General features: G+C 63.3%; 19 protein-coding genes. 15 read left to right on the top strand and 4 right to left on the bottom strand.

The genetic code is table 11. From position 1 onward, the window contains the following. The first annotated feature begins 117 nt into the window (after positions 1 to 117). The 5 genes from ACXJKO_RS04765 to ACXJKO_RS04745 all read left to right on the top strand — a co-directional run bounded on the left by ACXJKO_RS04765 (position 118) and on the right by ACXJKO_RS04745 (position 5389). The gene (locus ACXJKO_RS04765; RefSeq protein WP_457089937.1) at positions 118 to 1719 is read left to right on the top strand and encodes an ABC transporter substrate-binding protein; all 1602 of its coding nucleotides are present in this window, start codon (positions 118 to 120) and stop codon (positions 1717 to 1719) included. Between the two features lie 64 nt (positions 1720 to 1783). Beyond that, a complete protein-coding gene (locus ACXJKO_RS04760) occupies positions 1784 to 2794 on the top strand; it encodes an ABC transporter permease subunit (RefSeq protein ID WP_457089936.1) in 1011 nt (336 codons plus the stop codon). Next, the gene (locus ACXJKO_RS04755) at positions 2791 to 3705 is read left to right on the top strand and encodes an ABC transporter permease subunit (protein ID WP_457089935.1); all 915 of its coding nucleotides are present in this window, start codon (positions 2791 to 2793) and stop codon (positions 3703 to 3705) included. Before ACXJKO_RS04760 ends, ACXJKO_RS04755 begins: the two co-directional genes overlap by 4 nt. A gap of 2 nt (positions 3706 to 3707) precedes the next feature. Continuing rightward, positions 3708 to 4565, top strand: coding sequence for an ABC transporter ATP-binding protein (locus ACXJKO_RS04750; protein WP_457089934.1), 858 nt, complete (start codon positions 3708 to 3710; stop codon positions 4563 to 4565). After that, positions 4562 to 5389, top strand: coding sequence for an ABC transporter ATP-binding protein (locus tag ACXJKO_RS04745; RefSeq protein ID WP_457089933.1), 828 nt, complete (start codon positions 4562 to 4564; stop codon positions 5387 to 5389). The genes ACXJKO_RS04750 and ACXJKO_RS04745 overlap by 4 nt, the downstream gene beginning before the upstream one ends. A gap of 286 nt (positions 5390 to 5675) precedes the next feature. Here the strand turns inward: ACXJKO_RS04745 and ACXJKO_RS04740 are convergent, their stop codons facing one another. Further along, a complete protein-coding gene (locus ACXJKO_RS04740; RefSeq protein WP_457089932.1) occupies positions 5676 to 7694 on the bottom strand; it encodes an AI-2E family transporter in 2019 nt (672 codons plus the stop codon). Between the two features lie 192 nt (positions 7695 to 7886). Between ACXJKO_RS04740 and ACXJKO_RS04735 the strand changes: the two genes are divergently transcribed. Together ACXJKO_RS04735 and ACXJKO_RS04730 are read left to right on the top strand one after the other, a co-directional pair. Beyond that, positions 7887 to 8639: a dienelactone hydrolase family protein gene (locus ACXJKO_RS04735; RefSeq protein ID WP_457089931.1), complete on the top strand. Its 753-nt coding sequence runs from the start codon at positions 7887 to 7889 to the stop codon at positions 8637 to 8639. Positions 8640 to 8712: 73 nt separating this feature from the next. Continuing rightward, positions 8713 to 10773, top strand: a complete 2061-nt coding sequence (locus ACXJKO_RS04730; protein ID WP_457089930.1) for a M3 family metallopeptidase — start codon at positions 8713 to 8715, stop codon at positions 10771 to 10773. 311 nt (positions 10774 to 11084) lie between these two features. Here ACXJKO_RS04730 and ACXJKO_RS04725 read toward each other — a convergent pair whose 3' ends face one another. The 3 genes from ACXJKO_RS04725 to ACXJKO_RS04715 are packed head-to-tail and all read right to left on the bottom strand — an operon-like array spanning position 11085 to position 14227. Further along, on the bottom strand, positions 11085 to 12095 hold the full coding sequence (locus ACXJKO_RS04725) for an aldose epimerase family protein (RefSeq protein WP_457089929.1): 1011 nt from the start codon (positions 12093 to 12095) through the stop codon (positions 11085 to 11087). Between the two features lie 2 nt (positions 12096 to 12097). Continuing rightward, positions 12098 to 12979: an SMP-30/gluconolactonase/LRE family protein gene (locus ACXJKO_RS04720; protein WP_457089928.1), complete on the bottom strand. Its 882-nt coding sequence runs from the start codon at positions 12977 to 12979 to the stop codon at positions 12098 to 12100. Between the two features lie 51 nt (positions 12980 to 13030). Then, positions 13031 to 14227, bottom strand: coding sequence for an amidase (locus ACXJKO_RS04715; RefSeq protein ID WP_457089927.1), 1197 nt, complete (start codon positions 14225 to 14227; stop codon positions 13031 to 13033). 160 nt (positions 14228 to 14387) lie between these two features. On the opposite strand from ACXJKO_RS04715, the gene ACXJKO_RS04710 reads away from it, so the two are divergent. From ACXJKO_RS04710 to ACXJKO_RS04675, 8 genes are all read left to right on the top strand, one after another. After that, positions 14388 to 15590, top strand: a complete 1203-nt coding sequence (locus tag ACXJKO_RS04710) for an ABC transporter substrate-binding protein (protein ID WP_457089926.1) — start codon at positions 14388 to 14390, stop codon at positions 15588 to 15590. A gap of 84 nt (positions 15591 to 15674) precedes the next feature. Then, entirely contained in the window at positions 15675 to 16103 is a 429-nt protein-coding gene (locus tag ACXJKO_RS04705) for an endonuclease domain-containing protein (protein WP_457089925.1), read from the top strand. Between the two features lie 3 nt (positions 16104 to 16106). Next, positions 16107 to 17954, top strand: coding sequence for an ABC transporter permease (locus tag ACXJKO_RS04700; protein ID WP_457089924.1), 1848 nt, complete (start codon positions 16107 to 16109; stop codon positions 17952 to 17954). Then, on the top strand, positions 17951 to 18727 hold the full coding sequence (locus tag ACXJKO_RS04695; RefSeq protein ID WP_457089923.1) for an ABC transporter ATP-binding protein: 777 nt from the start codon (positions 17951 to 17953) through the stop codon (positions 18725 to 18727). The genes ACXJKO_RS04700 and ACXJKO_RS04695 overlap by 4 nt, the downstream gene beginning before the upstream one ends. After that, a complete protein-coding gene (locus tag ACXJKO_RS04690; protein WP_457089922.1) occupies positions 18724 to 19437 on the top strand; it encodes an ABC transporter ATP-binding protein in 714 nt (237 codons plus the stop codon). Before ACXJKO_RS04695 ends, ACXJKO_RS04690 begins: the two co-directional genes overlap by 4 nt. A 130-nt stretch (positions 19438 to 19567) precedes the next feature. Then, entirely contained in the window at positions 19568 to 19882 is a 315-nt protein-coding gene (locus tag ACXJKO_RS04685) for a 2Fe-2S iron-sulfur cluster-binding protein (RefSeq protein WP_457089921.1), read from the top strand. Positions 19883 to 19951: 69 nt separating this feature from the next. Continuing rightward, on the top strand, positions 19952 to 20995 hold the full coding sequence (locus ACXJKO_RS04680; RefSeq protein ID WP_457089920.1) for an NAD(P)/FAD-dependent oxidoreductase: 1044 nt from the start codon (positions 19952 to 19954) through the stop codon (positions 20993 to 20995). A 346-nt stretch (positions 20996 to 21341) separates the two neighbouring features. Next, positions 21342 to 22222, top strand: an 881-nt coding sequence (locus ACXJKO_RS04675; RefSeq protein ID WP_457089919.1) for a hydantoinase/carbamoylase family amidase, incomplete at its 3' end; no start/stop codon positions are given.

The following is a 22222-nucleotide window of genomic DNA, read 5'->3' as shown; positions in this document are numbered from 1 at the left end:
TAAAATTCGTCTAAAAATTATCCAAGGTCGCGCGGATAGATTGACATTATTGGGGCTTCGCACCTTAACTTCGTCACAGAACGGCCATGAGTAGTGCCGTCTCAGAGGACCAACATAATGAAGAAATCAGCCCTTTTCGCAGCTATCTGCGTTCCGGCTTTCCTGGCCGCCGCTCCGTTGGCAGCCAAAACCCTCGTGTACTGCTCCGAGGGTAGCCCGGAAAACTTCTACCCCGGCATCAACACGACCGGCACCTCGTTCGACGTGAACGAGCACATCTACGACAACATCGTGGACTTCGAGCGCGGCGGCACCAAGGTTGTCCCCGGTCTCGCCGAGAAGTGGGACATCTCCGCTGACGGCACGGTCTACACCTTCCACATCCGCAAGAACGCGAAGTTCCATTCCAACAAGTCCTTCAAGCCGACCCGCAACCTGAACGCCGACGACATCGTGTTCATGATCGAGCGTCAGTGGAAGGAAGAGAATCCTTTCTTCAAGGTGACGAGCCCCAACCACTCCTACTTCAACGACATGGGCATGCCCAAGCTGCTGAAGTCGGTCGAGAAGGTTGACGACTACACCGTCAAGATCACCCTCAACCAGCCTGAGGCTCCCTTCCTGTCGAACCTCGCCATGCAGTGGGCTGGCGTGCAGTCGAAGGAATATGCCGACGCCATGCTGAAGGCCGGCACCCCCGAGAAGATCGACCAAGATCCGATCGGCTCCGGCCCGTTCTCGCTGGTGCAGTACCAGAAGGACGCCATCGTCCGCTTCAAGGCCTTCCCTGAGTACTGGGGCGGCAAGGCAAAGATCGACGATCTCGTGTTCTCGATCACCCCCGACGCTTCCGTCCGCTGGGCCAAGCTCCAGAAGGGCGAGTGCCACGTGATGCCGTATCCGAACCCGGCTGACCTCGAGGCCATCAAGAAGGACCCGAACGTTACGCTCATGGAGCAGGCTGGCCTGAACATCGGCTACCTCGCCTACCAGACCACGAAGAAGCCCTTCGACGACGTGCGCGTCCGCAAGGCCTTCAACATGGCCATGAACAAGAAGGCCATCGTCGACGCCGTGTTCCTCGGCTCGGGCGTTCCCGCCAAGAACCCGATCCCGCCGTCCATGTGGTCTTACAACGACGCCGTGAAGGAAGATCCGTACGATCCGGAAGCCGCCAAGAAGCTCCTGGCGGAAGCTGGCTACCCGAACGGCCTCGAGACCGATCTATGGGCCATGCCGGTGCAGCGTCCCTACAACCCGAATGCCCGCCGCATCGCCGAGCTGATGCAGGCCGACCTCGCCAAGATCGGCGTGAAGGCTGAGATCAAGAGCTTCGAGTGGGGCGAGTACCGCAAGCGCGCCCAGGCCGGCGAGCACCAGATGGCTCAGCTGGGCTGGACGGGCGACAACGGCGATCCGGACAACTTCCTGCACACCCTTCTGGGCTGCGCCTCGGCGCAGAGCGCTTCGGGCTCGAACATCGCCAAGTGGTGCTACAAGCCGTTCGACGATCTCGTGACGAAGGCAAAGGTCGTGACCGATATGGCCGAGCGCACGAAGCTCTACCAGCAGGCTCAGGTGATCTTCAAGGAGCAGGCTCCGTGGTTCACGGTGGCTCACGCCGTGCAGCTAAAGCCCGTCCGTAAGGAAGTCGTCGACTTCAAGCTGTCGCCGTTTGGTCGCCACACCTTCTACGGCGTGGACCTCAAGGGCAAGTAAGCCTTCTTCCCGTTAACCTGGCGGGGCGGCCTCTATGGCCGCTCCGCCTTTTTCCGTTTTGGCCATGCTTAGATTCATCCTGACACGCGTCAGCCTGATCATCCCGACCTTCATCGGAATCACGCTGCTCGCCTTTTTCCTGATCCGCCTCGTTCCGGGCGATCCGATTGAAACCCTTGCGGGCGAGCGCGGCATCGACCCCGCGCGGCACGAGCAGCTGCGCAAGGAGTATGGCTTCGACAAGCCGATCATCGTCCAGTACGGGATCTACCTCGCCCGCGTTCTTCAGGGCGATCTCGGCAAGTCGATGATCACGCAGGAGCCGGTGCTCAACGAGTTCTCCGCCCTGTTTCCCGCCACCATCGAGCTCGCCACCTGCGCGATCCTGTTCGCCCTCATCCTCGGGCTGCCAGCGGGAATCATCGCGGCGGTCAGACGAAACTCGATCTTCGATCATGGCGTGATGGGCATATCGCTCACCGGTTATTCCATGCCGATTTTCTGGTGGGGCCTCATCCTCATCCTGCTGTTCTCGGTGCAGCTCGACCTCACGCCGGTCTCGGGGCGCATCGACGTTCTCTATTATATCGAGCCGATCACGGGCTTCCTGCTGATCGACACGCTTCTGTCCGATGAGCCGGAGGCGTTCTGGTCTGCGGTCGAGCACCTGATCCTGCCCACGATCGTGCTCGGCACCGTGCCCCTTGCCGTGATTGCCCGCATGACGCGCTCCGCCATGCTGGAGGTTCTGGGCGAGGACTACATCCGCACGGCCAAGGCCAAGGGATTGTCCCGCTTCCGCACCGTCGCGATTCATGCCCTACGCAACGCACTGATCCCCGTCGTGACGGTGATCGGCCTGCAGGTGGGTGTTCTGTTCACCGGCGCGATCCTGACCGAGACCATCTTCTCCTGGCCGGGCGTCGGCAAATGGCTCATCGATGCCATCTTCCGCCGCGATTATCCGGTATTGCAAGGTGGCGCATTGCTGCTCGGCGTCGTGGTGATGGGCGTGAACCTTCTCGTCGACCTTGCCTACGGCCTCATCAATCCTCGTATCAGGCATACGCGATGACCACTGAAACCATGGAAACTCCGGCCGTTGCCGTTCCAACGGCCACCCCGCCCCATCCGCTTCGCGAGTTCTGGAGCTATTTCAGCGCCAATCACGGCGCCGTCGCAGGTCTCGTGATCATCGTCACCGTCGTGCTGGTCGCGCTTCTGGCGCCTGTGATCGCACCGCACGACCCGAACATCACGAACACCGCCATCGCCCTGAAGCCGCCGTTCTGGCAGGAGGGCGGCTCGATCGCCTATCCGCTCGGAACGGACCCGATCGGCCGTGACATCCTCTCGCGCCTGATCTTCGGCGCGCGCCTGTCGCTACTCATTGGAATCTTCGTGGTGGCGATCTCCATCGCCGTCGGCACGGTGCTTGGCCTTGTCGCCGGATTCTTCCGCGGCATCACCGAGATCTTCATCATGCGACTGATGGACATCATCCTCACGCTGCCGAGCCTGCTGCTCGCCATCGTGATCGTGGCGGTGCTGGGCCCCGGCCTGATGAACGCGATGCTCGCGGTGGCGCTGGTCATCCTGCCGCATTATGTGCGCCTTGCGCGCGCCGCGGTGATCACCGAGACCACCAAGGACTACGTGATGGCAGCCCGCGTGAGCGGCGCCCGCACCATGCGCCTGATGTTCAAGGAAGTGCTGCCGAACTGCACCGCGCCGCTGATCGTGCAGGCTTCGCTCGGCATCTCGACCGCGATTCTCGACGCCGCAGCGCTCGGCTTCCTCGGCCTCGGCGCGCAGCCGCCGTCGCCTGAATGGGGCACCATGCTGGCCGATGCCCGCGAGTTCGTGCTCCGTGCGTGGTGGGTCGTGACCTTCCCCGGTCTCGCGATCCTCATCACGGTTCTGGCCTTCAACCTTCTGGGCGATGGTCTTCGCGACGCGCTCGACCCCAAACTGAAGAGGTCCTGACCATGGCGCTTCTTGAAATCGAGAACCTCGTCGTCGAGTTCCAGACCTCCACCGGCCTGTTCCGGGCGGTCGACGGCGTGTCGCTTAAAGTGCACGAGCGCGAGGTCCTGGCCATCGTGGGCGAATCCGGCTCGGGCAAGTCCGTGTCGATGCTTGCCGTGATGGGCCTTCTGCCGTGGACCGCGAAGGTGACGGCCGACAAGATGACTTTCAACGGCCGCGACCTTCTGAGCCTGACCGATGCCGAGCGCCGCAAGATCGTCGGCAAGGACATCGCGATGATCTTCCAGGAGCCGATGGCAAGCCTCAATCCATGCTACACCGTCGGCTTCCAGATCGAGGAAGTGCTGCGCTTCCACCTTGGCCTCGGACGGAAGGAGCGGCGCGCACGCGCCATCGAGCTCCTGACCGCGGTCGGCATTCCCAATCCGGCCGAGCGCCTGGATTCATTCCCGCACCAGATGTCCGGCGGTCAGTGCCAGCGCGTGATGATCGCCATGGCGATCGCCTGCAATCCGAAGCTGCTGATCGCCGACGAGCCGACGACGGCTCTCGACGTCACGATCCAGAAGCAGATCCTCGATCTTCTCGTGAAGCTTCAGGACGATCACGGAATGGGCATGATCATGATTACCCACAATATGGGCGTGGTCGCTGAGACTGCCGACCGAGTGGTCGTGCAGTACAAGGGCCGCAAGATGGAAGAGGCGGACGTGCTGTCACTGTTCGAGAACCCGCGCAGCAACTACACGAAGGCACTTTTGTCTGCATTGCCCGACAACGCGACGGGTGACCGCCTGCCCACCATCGCCGATTATTTCAAGGACGGAACCGAAATCTCCGGAGCGGCCGTATCATGAGTGTTGTTCTCGAAGCCCGAAACATCGTCCGCGACTACCACCTGCCCGGCAGCCTCTTCACCAAGGGAAACACCGTTCACGCCGTCAAGGGCGTGAGCTTCGAGGTCGAGAAGGGCAAGACCCTCGCCATCGTCGGCGAGAGCGGCTGCGGCAAGTCCACGCTCGCGCGCATTCTCACGCTGATCGACCCCGCGACCTCCGGTGAACTCTTCATCCAGGGGAAGAAGGTCGACATCGCGAAAGGAGATCTCACGAAGGATCTGCGCCGCGAAGTGCAGATCGTCTTTCAGAACCCCTATGGCTCGCTCAACCCACGCAAGAAGATCGGCGACACGCTCACTACTCCGCTGGTGATTCAGGGCGGCGTTCCGGCGGACGAGCGCAAAGCTCGCGCCATGGCCATGCTGAAGAAGGTCGGCCTCAGCGAAGAGCATTACAACCGCTATCCGCACATGTTCTCGGGCGGCCAGCGCCAGCGCATCGCGATCGCCCGCGCCCTGATGCTCAATCCGAGCCTGCTGGTTCTCGACGAGCCGGTTTCAGCCCTCGACCTTTCGGTTCAGGCGCAGGTGCTGAACCTGCTGGCCGATCTCCAGGACGAGTTCAACCTCACCTACGTCTTCATCAGCCACGACCTGTCGGTGGTGCGCTACATCGCCGATGAGGTGATGGTGATGTATTTCGGCGAAGCGGTGGAATACGGCACCCGCGACGAGGTGTTCTCCGACCCGAGGCACGAATACACCAAGACATTGTTCGCAGCGACGCCGCGTGCGGACCCCGAAAGCATCAAAGCGCGGCTTGCGCGGAAGAAAGTTGCCTGACGGGCCTCACTCACAAACGTCATCCCGGACGGCGTCAGCCGATCCGGGATCGTTTTACAGATAGAGCCCTTTGTCATTCCGGGGCGGCTCGTCAGAGCCGAGCCCGGAACCACTACGGTTTGAGGAAAAGCGCAACGAAACCCGCGAGCTTTATTCTGCCCCTTCGGTGGTTATGGGTTCCCGCCTTCGCGGGAATGACGGCGTGGTGGTTCAGACGCTCAGCTCGGATAGCGATCCTGGATCGGCTACGCCGTCCGGGATGACAGTGTGTTTGTAAAAGGAAAGACTACGCCGGCAGCGGCAACCGCTTTCCCGCCGACGCTTCGTTTGCAGCCCTCTCCGTCGTCACGGCTTGCGGAATCTGCTCCTCGCCGGTGGCGACCTTCAGGCAGCACACTACTGCGTCGCGCATGGACGACACGTAGTAATCCGCGCCAAGAGTGGCGCGCATCGCCTCGCTTTTCAGCACCGCATCCTCGGCCGGCCACAGACCTACGAGAATGGGCGCTTTCGGCGCCTGCTTGCGCAGGCGGCGCAGCAGATACCGCAGATGCGCGGGCGTGCCGCTGATCTCGAGATAGCTGATGCAGATCATCTGCACGCCGGTCATATCGAGATTGAAGATGGTGGAGCGTGAGACGGCCTCGTGCGGCACGAGACGGCTGCCGAGCCCGTGCTTATGAAGAAGCTGCGCCAGCATCTCGGACGCTGCTTCATCCAGAGGTCCGCGGCCCGCGATGCACATGACGGCGCCATCCGCTTTCCAGCTCTCAGTGATCTTGTCCTCGTGGGGCATCTCACCGACGATGGCAGGTTCCTTGATCGCGGGCTTCTCGCTCTGCGGCGACGCGACCGGCTCATCCTTGGTTTTCTGCACCGGCGGCTCGATGTCGTCGTGGCCGCCGAGATCCTGCACGAGCGATGCGATCACACCCCTTACCTGATCGAGCTGGCGATGGGTGAGCACGCCGCGCGTTGCATCGTTGGCGGCAAGCTGCAAGCCTTTGAGCGCAACCTCGTCGTAATAGGAGGTCAGGGAACGCTCCTTCAGCAGAACCTCCGCCGATTCCAGAGCCTCGTCCGGATCGCCGGCCAGCATACGCTGATAGAGGTTTTCCGCCGGCGACAAGGCGGGCCTGTCGCCGAGCAGCACATCGAGAAATTCAAGGCGTTCCACGTGCCGCCCCAGAACCACAAGGCAGAGGGTGAGCGGCGTTGCGATGAGCAGGCCGATGGGTCCCCACAGCCAGGTCCAGAAGATCGCCGAAATGACAACGGCGAAGGGCGACAGGCCGGTGCTCTGTCCATAGACGATTGGCTCGACCACATGGCCCATCAAAGGCTCGCCGATGAGGAACAACGCCAGGGTCATCAACGCCATCGACCAGCCGGGATCGACGGCAGCCGCCAGCACGATCGGCGGGACCGCCGCGACGAAGGAGCCGATATAGGGCACGAAGCGCATGAGGGCCGCGAAAACGCCCCACAAGGCGGGGCTTGGCACGCCGATGGCCCAGAGGCCAATACCGGCCAAAAGACCGAACAACGCGTTCAGGGCGAGCTGGGTAAGGAAATAGCGGCTCAGGCGGCGGGCGGCGTCGTCCATGGCGGCTGTGGTACGATGCAGGTCGCTGGCGCCGAACAGGCGGATCATGCGGTCGCGCAGATCCTCTCGCTGCATGAGAATGAAGACCAGCACCACGAAGACGATGCCCATGGTGGCGAGCGGCTCGAGCACAGGCAGCAGCACGTCGCGCGCCATCTGGGCCGGGGTCGGATCAGGCTGGTGAACTTCGACCGGCAGCGGCCCCGCCTCTGCGGGAGCGGGCGACTCGCCGGCATTCGGTGAGGCTTGCGCGTTCTCCTGCGGCTGCTCGGCAACCGCGCGGTCGAACCTATGCCCGAAATCGCGCAGTGCGTGCGACAGCCTGCCGATGGTGCTCTCGCGCAGGGAGCCGACCTTGCTCTCGATGGTGGTCTGGTAGCGGGGAAGATCCGATGCGAGCCCTGCCACCTGGAAGCCGATGAGGCCGCCGATGGAGACGATGATGCCGAGCGCCACGAGAACGGCGATGATGACAGAGGGCACGCGCCCCAGATGCCAACGGCGCATCACATCCACGAAAGGCGCGAGCACGAAGGCCAGGAGAATGGCCATGACGACGGGCAGGAAGACATCCTGCCCCACATAAAGTGCTGCCAGGACGACGACGCCGACAGCCAAGGTCAGCAGACCGGACAGGCCGGGGACTCCAGGGGGCTCGACTTCGTTCTCTGGAGGCACAGGGACAGGGGCTGGACGCATCGGGTGGATCTCTGGTGGTGCGAGAACATCTCGCGGCTCTGCAAACAACGTGCTGAACCTGCAAACGATCCTTGGCCATTACCGCGAAAGGGACCGAGGGGCGGCGCTGGGACTTTTTGCCATCTGCAAGGCATCGATCCGGGCCCCACCTCATGGGTATCCCAACCTCCCTTTCACAGTCTCAAAACCCTCATGACTCTGACCCGACGAAGCGTTCTCATCGGTGCGGCCCTTGCCGCCTCCAGCAGTCTCCACGCCCAACAGGATAAGCCAAGCCCCATGCCCGTGACCGCCAAGCGCAACACCTTCAACAGCGGCGGCAGAGCCATCACGGTCGAGACCTTTGAACCAGGCAGTGCGACCCCGCGCCCGGCGGTGCTCATGCTGCATGGAGCCGATGGCCTGAACCGCAACACCCAATACCGGCAAGGCGCCCGCGCGGTGGCTGCCGCCGGCTATCAGGTGCATCTCGTTCATTACCTCGACCGGACGGGCGAGAAGCGGGCCTCTTTCGCCACGCTTTTCCAGAACTTCATGCCATGGATGGACACGGTGCAGGACGCCCTCGCCTTCGCCGGAAAGCAACCGCTCGTAGACCCGAACCGCATCGGGATCATTGGGATTTCACTCGGCGCAGCGCTGGGCCTTGCCGTCTCCAGCACGGACCCGCGCGTGAAAACCCTGGTCAATTATTTCGGACCGCTGCCGCAGGGCGCGATTGCCGCCACATCGCGCCTGCCGCCGACCCTGGTTCTGCACGGCTCGGCCGACCCCATCGTGCCGGTGGCGAATGCCTATGCGGTCGAGGCATTGCTGCGCCAGCAGAACGTGCCCTATGAGATCAAAGTCTATCCGGGCCAGGGCCACGGCTTCCGGGGCACAGCCGAAGAGGACGCCACGCAGCGTTCGCTGGCCTTCCTCAACCGGCACCTGGCGCAGAGCTGACCCGCCTCTTCCGAACGACGCCCGAGGCGGGTAAGACTGAGAAACAGCATCACTATTCAAGGCGGAGCGATTCATGACGGCTTCAAGCGCACATTCGGCCAATCCACTACTCAGCCCTTGGAGCACGCCCTTCGGCCTTCCACCTTTCGAGAGCATCACGCCGGAGCATTACCGGCCCGCCTTCGACTCAGCGCTGGCCGAACAGCAGGACGAGATCAAGACGATTGCCGAGAGCGCGGAGGCACCGAGCTTCGCCAACACCGTCGAAGCGCTGGAACGCAGCGGCGCGAGCCTCAAGCGCGTGGGCGGGGTATTCTTCAACCTTTCGGGCTCGCATACGAACGAGGCGATCCAGGCCATCGAGCGCGATCTCGCGCCGATTCTCGCCAAGCACCGCAACAGCATCTTCATGAACGAGGCGCTCTACAAGCGCGTCGCTGATCTCTACGAGAAGCGCGAGAGCCTTGGCCTGACGCCGGAACAGGCGCGCGTGCTCGACCGCTATCACACCATCTTCGTGCGCGCCGGCGCCAAGCTGCAAGGCGAGGAGAAGAAGCGGCTTGCCGCGATCACCGAACGGCTCGCGAGCCTGGGCACGCAATTCGCCCAGAACGTGCTTGCCGACGAGAAATCCTATCAGCTCGTGCTCGACGGCGAGGCCGATCTCGAAGGCCTGCCGTCCTTCCTGCGCGAAGCGGCGGCGCGGGCCGCCGAGGAGCGGGGTTTAAGCGGCAAATACGTGATCACCCTGTCGCGTTCGAGCATCGAGCCCTTCCTGCAGTTCTCGAAGCGGCGCGACCTGCGCGAGCAGGCCTTCAAGGGCTGGGCGTCCCGCGGCGATACGGGTGGTGCGACCGACAACAAGGCCATCATCGCCGAAATGGCGGCTCTGCGCGTCGAGCGCGCGAAGCTTCTCGGCTATGAGACCTTCTCCGACTTCAAGCTCTCCGACACGATGGCGAAGACGCCCGACGCGGTGCTCAAGCTCCTCAACGACGTGTGGACGCCCGCCCGCGCACGAGCACAGGAGGAGCGCGACGATCTGCAGGCTCTCGCGCAATCGAAGGGCGACAACATCGTCATCGAGCCCTGGGACTGGCGCTTCTATGCCGATCAGGTGCGCATGGCGCGCCACAATCTGGATGAGGCTGTCATCAAGCCGTATTTCCAGCTCGACCGCATCATCGAGGCATCCTTCGAGACCGCGCATCGTTTGTTCGGCTTGAGCTTCAAGGAGCTGAAGGACTTCCCGCGCTATCACCCCGATATCCGCGCCTGGGAAGTTCTCGATGCGGACGGCAAACATATCGGCACCTTCATTGGGGATTATTTCGCCCGAAGCTCGAAGCGCAGCGGCGCGTGGATGAGCGCCTTCCGCTCGCAGGAAAAGCTGACCGGCGACGTGCGCCCGATCATCGTCAACGTGATGAACTTCGCGAAGGGCGGCGCGGGCGAGCCCTCGCTTCTCAGCTTCGACGATGCGCGCACGCTCTTCCACGAGTTCGGCCACGGCCTGCACGGCCTCCTTTCCAACGTGACCTATCCGCTGCTCGCGGGCACCGCCGTCTCGACGGATTTCGTAGAGCTTCCCTCGCAGCTCTACGAGCACTGGCTGTCGCAACCCGACATCCTGCGTCGCTACGCGACCCATTACCGGACGGGCGAGCCGATTCCGGAGGAATTGCTGGAGCGCCTGATGGCGGCGCGCAACTTCAACCAGGGTTTCGCCACCGTCGAATATCTCGCCTCCGCCTTTGTCGATCTCGAACTTCACCGCCGCAAGGATGTGAGCGATCTCGACGTGTCCGCCTTCGAAAAGGAGACGCTCGAGAAGATCGGTATGCCGCGCGAGATCATCATGCGCCATCGCACGCCGCATTTCGCGCATGTGTTCTCCGGCGACGGCTATTCGTCAGGCTATTACAGCTATCTCTGGTCGGAGGTGCTGGACGCGGATGCCTTCGTCGCGTTCGAGGAAACGGGGGACGCCTTCAACAAGGACATGGCAGAGCGGCTGAAGCGCTTCATCTATTCGGCCGGCAACCTGCGCGATCCGGCGGAAGCCTATACGTCGTTCCGCGGACGCTTGCCCACGGTGGATGCGCTTCTCACCAAGCGTGGTTTAGCAGCCTGATAAGGCGGCAGGCGTGCCTGCCGCAACTCAAATCATACCTGATGGGTAATGAGATCCTTAGCCCTGCGCGCCAGGCGCAGGCGCGTCCTCAGAGGCTGCGGTAATTCCTTCCGAGGAGATACCTCCTTGGATGCGATCTGTGGGGCTAAGGGCTTTTGACGCAAGACGCTTCGGAGGAAAGCCATTCCCTGCGGGTCGGTCTCCAAGGCTTTCGCATCGAGCACGGGCATCGAGAGCATTCCCTTCTCATTCGTTTTTCTCGGAACGCAACGCCTGCAGAAAAAACGGCCAAGTTGTGGCAAAGTTCCAGGCTAGCCGGAGAACCTCAGTTCGCTGACCTGCCTGGAAACCTGCCCCGGTTTGAGAAGAGACGATGGGAAATGGGCATTATTGGGGCTGTCGGGAAAACGCTGCGGCTCCAAGCAAAGGCCTGCGTGACGGCCATAATGCGCACCGTCCAGGCCTGGAACCGGGATATTGATCATATGTCCCGCATAGAATTGAACGCCGGGCTCTGTGGTCCACAGCTCCATGTTCAGACCGTTTGCGGGCGACAAAAGCGTGGCCGCATGACGGATTACTCCGTAAGGGCCACGCAGCACGTAGTTGGTATCGTAAAGAGTATCGTCGTTGATGAGCTCCGCACCAACGGATCGCGCAGCAGTGAAGTCATAAGCCGAATCCGCCACCCGCAGGATCTCGCCCGTGGGAATAAGGTCATGCCGCGTCGGCGTGATGTAATCACCCGCGATCGTGAGCTGGTGAGACAGGATGTTCGGGCTGCCGTCCAGATTGAAATAACTGTGTGACGTGAGGTTCACCGGCGTCTGCTGGTCGGTGGTTGCCGTCAGCTCGATGCCGACAGTGGCGTTGGGCAGCAGATAATAGGTGCAGGTGGCAACCACTCGCCCCGGATAGCCCATGTCGCCATCCTCGGAGACGAGACTCAAGGTCACCCGGTCCTCGCTGTGCGCGACGATGCTCCAGTGCCTCGTGCCGAAGCCCATGGAGCCGCCGTGGAGCTGGTTTTCTCCCTCATTGGCATCAAGCCGATATGTCTTGTTCCTGATCGTGAACCGCGCGCCGCCGATGCGGTTGGCATGCCGGCCCACGATGGCTCCGAAATAGGGCGAGTGGGCGATGTAATCCTCGATGGAGTTGAGGCCCAGCACCACCCGCTGCCGACCGCCCGAGAAAGGCACGATCAGGTCGCGGATCACCGCGCCCCAGGTCAGCACCTTCATCTGCATCCCATCGGGACCGGTGAGGGTGATCTCAAGGACATCCTCACCGTTCGCGGTGCCGAAACGCTCTATCGCCATGCTCAACCCTCGAAGATGTTGGTCTTCAGCCCCCGAATGCCGCCCGTATCCAGCCTGAACAGATGCCCCGCCATGGGGTCCACATGCGGATCGTGGCCGATGGATGCAGTGGTGATGTAGAGCGTGGCGAGGTCCGGTCCACCGAAGGCGCATTTCGTCACCTGAGCGGTGGGCACGGGCACGATGCGCTCCACCGATCCGTCCGGCGCGAATCGCGTGATGCGGGATGCGCCCCAATGGCAGACCCACACATAACCTTCCGCATCCACCGCCATGCCGTCGGGATGGCCCCAGCCTTCCTCGAAGCGGGCGAAGCGGCGCGGCTCGCCGACCTTTCCTTCTCCGGCATCGAACGCATAGATGACCCCATTCACCGTGTCGGTGGCATAGAGCGTCTGGCCGTCGTGGCTGAAGGCGGGCCCGTTGGTGACGATGAAGCCGGAATGGAACTGGCTCAGTTCCTTGCCGTCCCAGCGCCAGAACGAGCCCGATTCATCGGTCTCGTCATCGTGCATGGTGCCGAAATAGATCGCGCCGTCAGGCCCCACATAGCCGTCATTGATGCGATTGCCCGGCAGATCCTTTTCCGGCGCGACGATGGGCTCCGCCTCTGCCGTCTTCAGGTTGAACCGTGCAAGGCCCGACTTGAAGCCCGCGATGACTACATCGGGATCGGGAGTGAGCGCGATGAAGCCGACGCGCTCGGGCGCATCGACCCGCGAATGCTCGTTCGTCTCGGGATGATAGCGCCAGATGCCGGGGCTCTTGATGTCCACCCAGAAAAGCGTATTCGAGCGGTCGTCCCAGACCGGGCCTTCGCCGAGCACGCAGGCGCTCGCCACCGCCACGTGAGGCATCTGCGGGTGAACGGTCGGATTGGTCATCATGTGCCCCTATGGCTGGTCCCGCCGCTAACGATATCGGGCAGGATGGGTTCAATCGGCAGAAGTGGTATCGGCGATGCGTTGGCTAAGGGAGACGAGGCTCCTGTCCGATCCCGCAGGCCCCATCAGGGACAGGCCGAGCGGCGCGCTCAGGCGCGAGGCGAGCGGGATCGAAACCTGCGGCAGGCCCGACAGCACGGAAAGGCAGAGCAGGTTCAGCGCCTTGTTGCGGTAATCGTTGAGGGCATCGTCGCTCTCCGAGAGCAGCGGCGCGACATCAGGCATGGTCGGCAGGACGAGCACCGTATCGCGCGCCAGCAGCGCGTTGAAGCGCGCCCGGAAGGCGCTGCGGATCACCTGGGCTTCAGCCACTTGCGCATCCGTGACCGCCCGCGAGAACTCGAACCGGTCCGCGACGCCGGGGCCGAGTGGGGGTTGATAGCGCTCGATCATCGGCCCATCGACCATCCAGGCCTCCCGGCTCTGGATATAGCGCATGGCCCAGTAGAGGGCGATAAAACCCTCGACCGCCACCTCTGTCCCCTCCGGCGCGCCGAGCACGGCCTCGACCCGCTTGAGGGCCGGCGCGAGGGCATCCCGCACCTCTAATGCGATAAGGCTGAAGGCATCCTTGGCCAGAAGCAGCTTCGGGTTCTCGGAGAGCGGGTTCGTGTCCTCTCCCAGCATCACCTCGCCCACCCGGACGAAGGTTGCGCCATCCCGGGTGAAGTAGCCGCAGGTGTCGAAGGAGGGCGCGAGATCGTGGCAGAGTTCCAGGCTCACCCGGCCATGGGTCGGCCTGATGCCGAAGAGCCCGCAATGGCTCGCCGGCGCACGCACCGAGCCGCCCGTATCCGTGCCGAGCGCGAAATCGCACAATCCATTGGAGACGGCTGCAGCCGAGCCTGCCGAGGAGCCGCCGGGAATGCGGTTCGGCGCGCCGCCATTCACCGGGGTGCCGAAATGGGCGTTCTTGCCGCTCATGGAGAAGGCGAGTTCATCCGTGATCGTCTTGCCGACCAGCCGGGCGCCCGATTCGAGCAGCTTCTGGACGATGGGCGCCGTGCGGGTCTTGATCCCCGACATCGCGAGCATCTGCGGCGAGCCGCATCCGGTCGGGTAGCCCGCCACGTCGAACAGGTCTTTTGCGGCAAATGTCAGCCCCGCGAGGGGCCCCTGCTCCGCGTTAGGTACGGAAACGGCGGGATAGGGCATGAAGGCCCGGGCGGGATCATTGTCGAGGAGCATGGGACCACGCGAAACGAGGGAACGATCAGATCAAATGGGTCATTGCCCCTTGGTCTCAAGCAAGGCAGGAAATTTCGAACCTTGGCAATTTGGACTTTCTTCCAAGGCCGATTGGCCCTACATCCAGGGCAAATCCATGCACATCAATAGGATAAGCGTCATGGCGAAGGCATCGATGACACGCTGGCTTGCTCTTGGATTGGCGCTGGCCCTCGGCAGCCCCGCTGTCGCCCAGCAGCCCCCGATCAAGATCGGCGAGCTCAATTCCTATGCCAGGCAGGCGGCCTTCACCGTGCCCTACCGCAACGGCTGGCAGATGGCGCTCGACGAGATCAACGCCAAGGGCGGGGTTCTCGGCCGCAAGCTCGAGATCGTCTCCCGCGACGACGGCGGCACGACGAGCGATGCCACCCGCGTGGCGGACGAGCTGGTCAGCCGCGAAGGCGCGGTTCTGCTCTTCGGCTCGTTTCTGTCGAATGTCGGCGTGGCCATGGCGGACTACGCCAATCAGAAAAAGATCGTCTACATCGCCGCCGAGCCTCTGACCGATGCCATCACCATGGCGCAGGGCAACCGCTATACCTTCCGCGTCCGGCCCAGCAATTCCATGCAGGTCGGCATGCTCATGAAGCAGGCCAAGGCATCCGGCGCCAAGCGCTGGGCCATCGTGGCGCCGAACTATGAATTCGGCCAGTCGGCGGCGGGAGCCTTCAAGCGCCTGCTCAAAGAACAGATTCCCGATGCCGAGATCGTCGCGGAGCAGTATCCGGCGCTGGGCAAGATCGAGGCGGGCGCCACCGTCTCCGCGCTCGAGCAGGCCAAGCCCGACGGCATCTTCAACGTGCTCTTCGGCCCCGACCTCACGCAATTCGTCCGCGAGGGCAACACCCGCGGACTGTTCGAGGATGCGACGGTTCTCTCGCTGCTCACCGGCGAGCCCGAATGGCTGCTGCCTCTGAAGGACGAAGTGCCTGAAGGATGGACCGTCACGGGATACCCTTGGGACGAGATCACTGAACCCAAGCACAAGGCCTTCATCGACGCCTATCGCGCGAAGTTCAACGAGACGCCGCGTCTCGGCTCGCTGCTCGGCTACATGGTCGTCAACATGATCCGCGACACCATCGAGCGCGCCGGCTCGACCGATACTGACGCGATGATCAAGGCGCTGGAAGATGCGAAATTCGATACGGTCGCCGGCCCCGTCACCATGCGCGGTATCGACAACCAATCCACCATGGGCGCCTGGGTCGGCAAGCTCGTGCTCAAGGGCGCGAATGGCGGCATGAGCGAGTGGACCTACCAGGACGGTACCTCCTTTATGCCGACTGAGGCTGAGGTGAAGGCGGTGCGGAAGGATTGATGGGCGGGCGCCTTTACCCTCCCCTTGAGGGGGRGGGTCGGCCGCTAGGCCGGGGTGGGGTGGCACCACAACAGAAAACCAGTCATGTCGAAAATCAGCCGCTTTAGACGTGAAAATGCCAAACAGCTTCGCTCGAACGCCACCGAGCCTGAGCAGCGTCTCTGGCGTGCCCTGAAGGCCATTCCCGTTTATGGCAGCCACTTCCGGCGGCAGGTGCCGATCGGTCCGTATGTTGCGGACTTCGCCTGCCTGAAGGCCCGCCTCATCATCGAACTCGATGGCGGCCATCATTCTCAGGATGATGTAGCTGCGAAAGACGAACGCCGGACCCGGTGGCTTGAGAACGAAGGCTATCGCGTCATGCGATTCTGGAATGCCGAACTGAGCGAGAACATGTCCGGCGTTCTCGACACCATTTACGCGGGCCTGTATGGCTCGCCCAACTCGGAAGCTTCTGCGCTTCCCACCCCACCCCGGCCTGACGGCCGACCCTCCCCCTCAAGGGGAGGGTGAAAAATGGACCCCTCCTTCATTGTCATTCAGGCCCTCAACGGGCTCTCCAGCGCCTCTTCCCTTTTCATCACCGCCTGTGGCCTCACGCTCGTGTTCGGCGTCACGCGCATCGTGAACTTCGCGCACGGCTCGCTCTACATGATCGGCGCCTACACCGCCGCCACATTGGTGCCGCGCCTGCTCGAATATTCCTTCGGCCCCCTCACCTTCTGGGCCGGCATTCTCGCGGCAGCGCTCATCGTCGGCATCATCGGCGTTCTGATCGAAGTGCTGCTGCTGCGCCGGATCTATGGCGCACCCGAACTCTTCCAGCTGCTCGCCACCTTCGGCGTCGTGCTCGTGGTGCAGGATCTCGTGATCCTCGCTTTCGGACCCGAAGACATCCTGGGCCCGCGCGCGCCGGGCCTGCGCGCGCCTGTCGAAATTCTCGGGCGGCGCTTTCCATCCTATGAACTCGTGCTGATCGCCGCCGGCCCTGTGGTGCTCGGTCTCGTGTGGCTCCTCTTGCGCAAGACGCGCTTCGGCGTGCTGGTACGTGCGGCGACGCAGGATCGCGACATGATCGCGGCGCTCGGCGTCAATCAGCGCCTGCTGTTCACCGGCACGCTCTTCCTCGGCGCGTTTCTCGCAGGCCTTGGCGGCGCGCTGCAGATCCCGCGCGTGTCGGCCCATGCGGGCATGGATCTCTCCATCATCGCGGAAGCCTTCGTGGTCACCGTCGTCGGCGGCATGGGAAGCGTGCCCGGGGCGTTTCTCGCGGCTCTCATCATCGGGCAATTGCAGGCCTTCGGCATCCTCATCTTTCCGAAAAGCACGCTCGTCGTCGTCTTCCTGCTCATGGCCGTGGTGCTGGCGTTAAGGCCGAACGGTTTCTTCGGCAGGCCGGAAGTGATCGGCGGCACGCATGCGGTAGGCATCGCAAGCCGCAAGCACTCGCCGCTGACCGCCCTGTTCACCTTCATCGCCATCATGGTTTTCGCAGCCCTTCCGCTGATCGGCGATGACTATGTGCTGAAGGTCGGAACCGAGATCCTCATTTTCGCGCTCTTCGCGTTCAGCCTGCAGCTTCTCATCGGCGTCGGCGGCATCGTGAGCTTCGGCCACGCGGCCTTCTTCGGCCTCGGTGCCTATGGCGCGGCGCTTGCCGTGAAATGGGCGAACCTTCCGATGGAAGGCGCGCTTCCCATGGGCTTGGCTCTCGCTGCCATCGGCGCGGCGATCATCGGCGCCTTCGTGGTGCGCCTGTCCGGCATCTATCTCGCGATGATGACGCTTGCCGCAGCGCAGATCATCTTCGCGGTCGCGTTCCAATGGGTCGAGGTGACCGGCGGTGACAACGGCATCGTCGGCGTATGGCCATCATCTTGGGCGTCCAGCCCCGCAACCTATTATCTCTTCACGCTCGCCCTCACATCGCTCACGGTTCTCCTGCTGGTGCGCGTCATCGATGCGCCGTTCGGCTATGCCTTGCGCGCCGCGCGCGACTCGGAAGCGCGCGCGGAGGCCATCGGCCTGAAAATCCGCCAGCATCGGTGGATCGCCTTCGCCATTTCCGGCGCGGCGGCGGGGCTTGCGGGCGGTCTCTATGCGTTCTCGCGCGGCTCCGTCGATCCGAGTCTGCTCGGCATTCCGACATCCGTCGATGCGCTGACCATGCTGCTTCTCGGCGGCATCCAAACCGTCACCGGCCCGCTTGTCGGTGCAGGCGTTCTGCATGTGCTGCGCGACCAGATCATGCCGCTCACATCCCTGTGGCGGCTGGTGCTGGGCGCCACCATCATCGCCATCGTTCTCCTCTTCCCGCGCGGGCTCGTCGGCACCCTTCAATACTGGCGCGAGGAGCGCGCATGATGCTTCTCTCCGTGCAGCACCTCGCTAAATCATTCGGCAGCGTGGCGGCGGCGCGCGATGTGAGCTTCTCGCTCGATCGTGGCGAGCTTTTAGCCATCATCGGCCCGAACGGCGCAGGCAAATCGACCGTGTTCAACATGGTGGGCGGGCAGCTTCGCCCGGATCGCGGCGCGGTTCTGCTCGATGGACAGGACATCACCAACACCGCGCCGCAGAAGCGCTTTCGCCTCGGCGTCGGCCGCACCTTCCAGGTGGCGCAAACCTTCCTCTCCATGACGGTGGCCGAGAACGTGCAGATGGCGCTTCTCAGCCACAGCCGCGAAACCGGTGCGTTGTGGTCGCCCACGCGCTACCGCCATCGCGATGAAGCCATGAACCTGCTGAAGCAGGTTGGAATGGAGAAGGCTGCGGATCATCCCTGCTCTGTTCTCGCTTATGGCGACGTGAAGCGGGTGGAGCTTGCTATCGCGCTCGCGGGACAGCCGAAGCTCCTGCTCATGGACGAGCCTACGGCCGGCATGGCGGCGCGCGAGCGCGCGGAGCTGATGGAGCTCACGGGGTCCATCGCCGATGCGAAGGGCATCGGCGTTCTGTTCACCGAGCATGACATGGATGTGGTGTTTGGCCATGCAGAACGGGTGATCGTGCTCGTGCGCGGCCAGATCATCGCCACCGGCGCCCCCGACGAGATCCGCCAGAATGCGGAAGTCCGGCGCGCTTATCTCGGCGACGAACATGCTCTCGAACGGCCTAAAGGAGTGAGCCCCGCATGAGCGCRCCGCTTCTCGAAATCTGGAACATGAACGCATCCTACGGCCGGGCGCAGGTGCTGTTCGGCCTGTCGTTCCAGCTTTATGCGGGCGAGGTGCTGGCCCTCGTCGGCCGCAACGGCGCGGGCAAGACCACGACGCTCAAGGCCATCATGAGCCTGATCCCCGCAACCGCCGAGAAGGCCACCTTCAAGGGCCATACCCTCTCCCGCCTGTCCACCTACCGGATCGCCCGCCTCGGCCTCGGCTATGTGCCCGAGGACCGGCGCATCTTCACGGACCTGACCGTGGACGAGAACCTGGAGGCGGGCCGCAAGGCCGGCAGCGGGAGGCGGTCCCCCTGGACGCCCGAGCGGGTCTTCCGGCTCTTCCCCAACCTCGCCGAGATGCGCGGGCGGCGGGGCAACCAGATGTCCGGCGGGGAGCAGCAGATGCTCACCATCGCCCGCACTCTCATGGGCAACCCGGACGCCATCCTGCTGGATGAGCCCTCCGAGGGCATCGCCCCGGTGATCGTGCAGATGATGGCGGAAGCCATCCGGGCCATGAAGGCGGAGGGCGTGGCGGTGCTCCTCTCCGAGCAGAACTGGGCTTTTGCCGCGGGCATCAGCGACCGGGCCATTGTGATCGAGCGCGGCGAAATGCGCTTCATGGGCTCCATGGTCGAGCTGATGGCCGATGAGCGCCTGAGGGCGGAGACCCTGGGGGTTTAGGCAAACGGTCCCAGGGGCAACAAACGTAGCCCTAATCCATTGACGGAACGGGCTGAAAAGTCGATATGCACCCCATCCGGCGCGCCTCCCGCGCTGCACCCCGTAAACCACGCGAAGGAATCAGCCTTTCATGGGCGTTATCCATGTGACCGACCGGGACGGCCAGCGCCACACCCTCGAGGCCATCGAGGGATGGCGGGTCATGGAGATTATCCGGGATTGGGGCCTGCCCATCGAGGGGCTGTGCGGCGGAGCCTGCGAGTGCGCCACCTGCCACGTCTTCGTGGACGAGTCCTGGCTGGGCAAGCTCTATCCTCCCACCGGGGAGGAGGAGGACCAGCTCGACACCGTGATGACGCGGTCCAATTCGCGCCTCTCCTGCCAGATCCTCTGGTCCCCGGAACTCGACGGCCTGGAAGTCACCCTCGCGCCGACGGGTAACTAACCAGCCTGTCGCATTGCCAAGTTATCGAGACCGTGCTTTTCGAAAGCGGTCTCTCGAAGGAGCCTGTTCATGACCGACCATATCGAAACGGATGTCGTCATCATCGGTGCCGGGCCTGTGGGTCTGTTCGCCGTGTTCGAACTGGGGCTCCTCGACATCAAATGTCACCTCATCGACATTCTGCCGATGGTGGGCGGCCAGTGCGCCGAGCTTTATCCGGAAAAGCCGATCTACGACATTCCGGGCTTCCCGATGGTGACGGGCCAAGGCCTCGTCGACAACCTCATGGCCCAGATCGAGCCCTTCCACCCGACCTTCCACTTCAACGAGATGGTGGAAAGCATCGAGACGCTGGGTACGCCCGAGGCGCCCCTCTTCCGCGTCAAGACGTCGGAAAACGACACCACCTTCACCTGCAAGGCCGTGATCATCGCCGCCGGCGGCGGCTCGTTCCTGCCCAAGAAGCCGCCGATCGAGAACATCGAGGCCTATGAGGGCACGAGCGTCTTCTATGCAGTTCGCAAGATGGAGATGTTCCGCGACAAGAAGGTACTGATCGTCGGCGGCGGCGATTCGGCCCTCGACTGGACCGTGAACCTGCAGCCCATCGCCAAGCGCCTGACCCTGCTCCATCGCCGCGATGCCTTCCGCGCCGCGCCCCATACGGTAGAGAAGATGCGCTCCCTCGTCGCCTCGGGCGACATGGACCTGCATCTCGGCCAGGTGAGCCACCTGAAGGGCGAGAACCACGTGCTGCATGGCGCCACGATCCGCAAGGACGACGGCTCCGAACTCACGGTGGATTGCGACGTGATGCTGCCCTTCTTCGGGCTCACCATGAAGCTCGGCCCCATCGCCGATTGGGGCTTGAACCTGCACGAGAACCTGATCCCGGTCGATACCGAGAAGTTCGAGACCAACGTGCCCGGCATCTTCGCCATCGGCGACATCAACACCTATCCGGGCAAGCTGAAGCTCATCCTCTCCGGCTTCCACGAGGGCGCGCTGGCGGCCCAGAAGGTGCACCGCTACGTGTATCCGGAAAAGAAGCTGCTGTTCCAATACACCACCTCCTCCTCAAGCCTGCAAAAGAAGCTGGGCGTCGCGGCGTAAGCGATTCTTCAAAGCGCTTCGGCTGATCCTGTGAGCGCGAGAGTCCCTCACTTCGTCATGGCCGGGCTTGTCCCGGCCATCCCGATCCGAAAAGCGCGGCGCTTCACACAATCGGGATCACCGGCACAAGGCCGGTGATGACATAGGAGATTGTCACCACGGGGTATCATTCCCGGCCGAAGCGCAGCGGAGGGGAAGGGAATCCACCCACGCACGCTACGCTATGGATCCCCTTCCCTCGCTGACGCTTGCCGGGGATGACACAAGAGCGGCGCAGGTTCAAAGAGCTCCGGAGCATGCTACCTCCCTCTTGCAGAACACTCCGGTTCCTGAAACTGTGAAACCTATGACGAACGCTTCCGCCCTCACCCTCGGCCGCCGGGTCATGGCGATGATCGAGGATCTCGCCCGGCATACCGACGAGCCCGGGCGCCTCACGCGCCTCTATCTCTCGAAGGCCCACCGCAAGGCCGCCGAAGCCACGCTCGACCTCATGCGGCAGGCTGGGCTTAAGGCGCATATCGATGCTCTCGGCTCGGTGGTAGGGCGCATCGAGGGCAGCAATCCCTCAGCGCCGGCGCTCCTCATCGGCTCCCATATCGACTCGGTGGTGGATGCGGGGCGCTATGACGGCAATCTGGGCGTGGTGCTCGGCATCGCCATTACTGAGGCTCTGCGCGAGCAGAACATCGTGCCCTCCTGCCCCATCGAAATCGTAGCCTTCGGGGATGAGGAGAACGTTCGCTTTCCGACCAATCTCTCCACATCCTATGCGCTCGCCGGCCGCTTCGACGAAGCCTGGCTCGACGGCCGGGATGCGGAAGGCGTTTCGCTGCGCGAAGCCCTCGCCCAATTCGGCGGCGACCATCGGGGCATCGCGGCGCTCACGCGCGATCCCAAACTTTATCGCGGCTATCTCGAAGTTCACATCGAGCAGGGGCCGCAGCTCGAAGCGGGCGATCTGCCCGTCGGCATCGTCTCCGCCATCAACGGCATCACCCGTGCCCGCGCCACCGTAATCGGCGAGGCGGGCCATGCGGGAACCGTGCCCATGACCATGCGCCGCGATGCGCTCGCCGCCGTTGCCGAAATGATCGGCATCGTGGAGCGCGCGGGCTCGACGCGCATGGACACGGTCGCCACCGTCGGCGTCGCGCAGGTGCAGCCCGGCGCGATCAACGTGATTCCGGCCCGCGTGGATTTCACCCTCGATGCACGCTCGCCCGA

The organism is Microvirga sp. P5_D2 (assembly GCF_054049475.1).
Note: the sequence above shows the minus strand (reverse complement) of the source record. Positions and strands in the feature narration are given on the sequence as shown.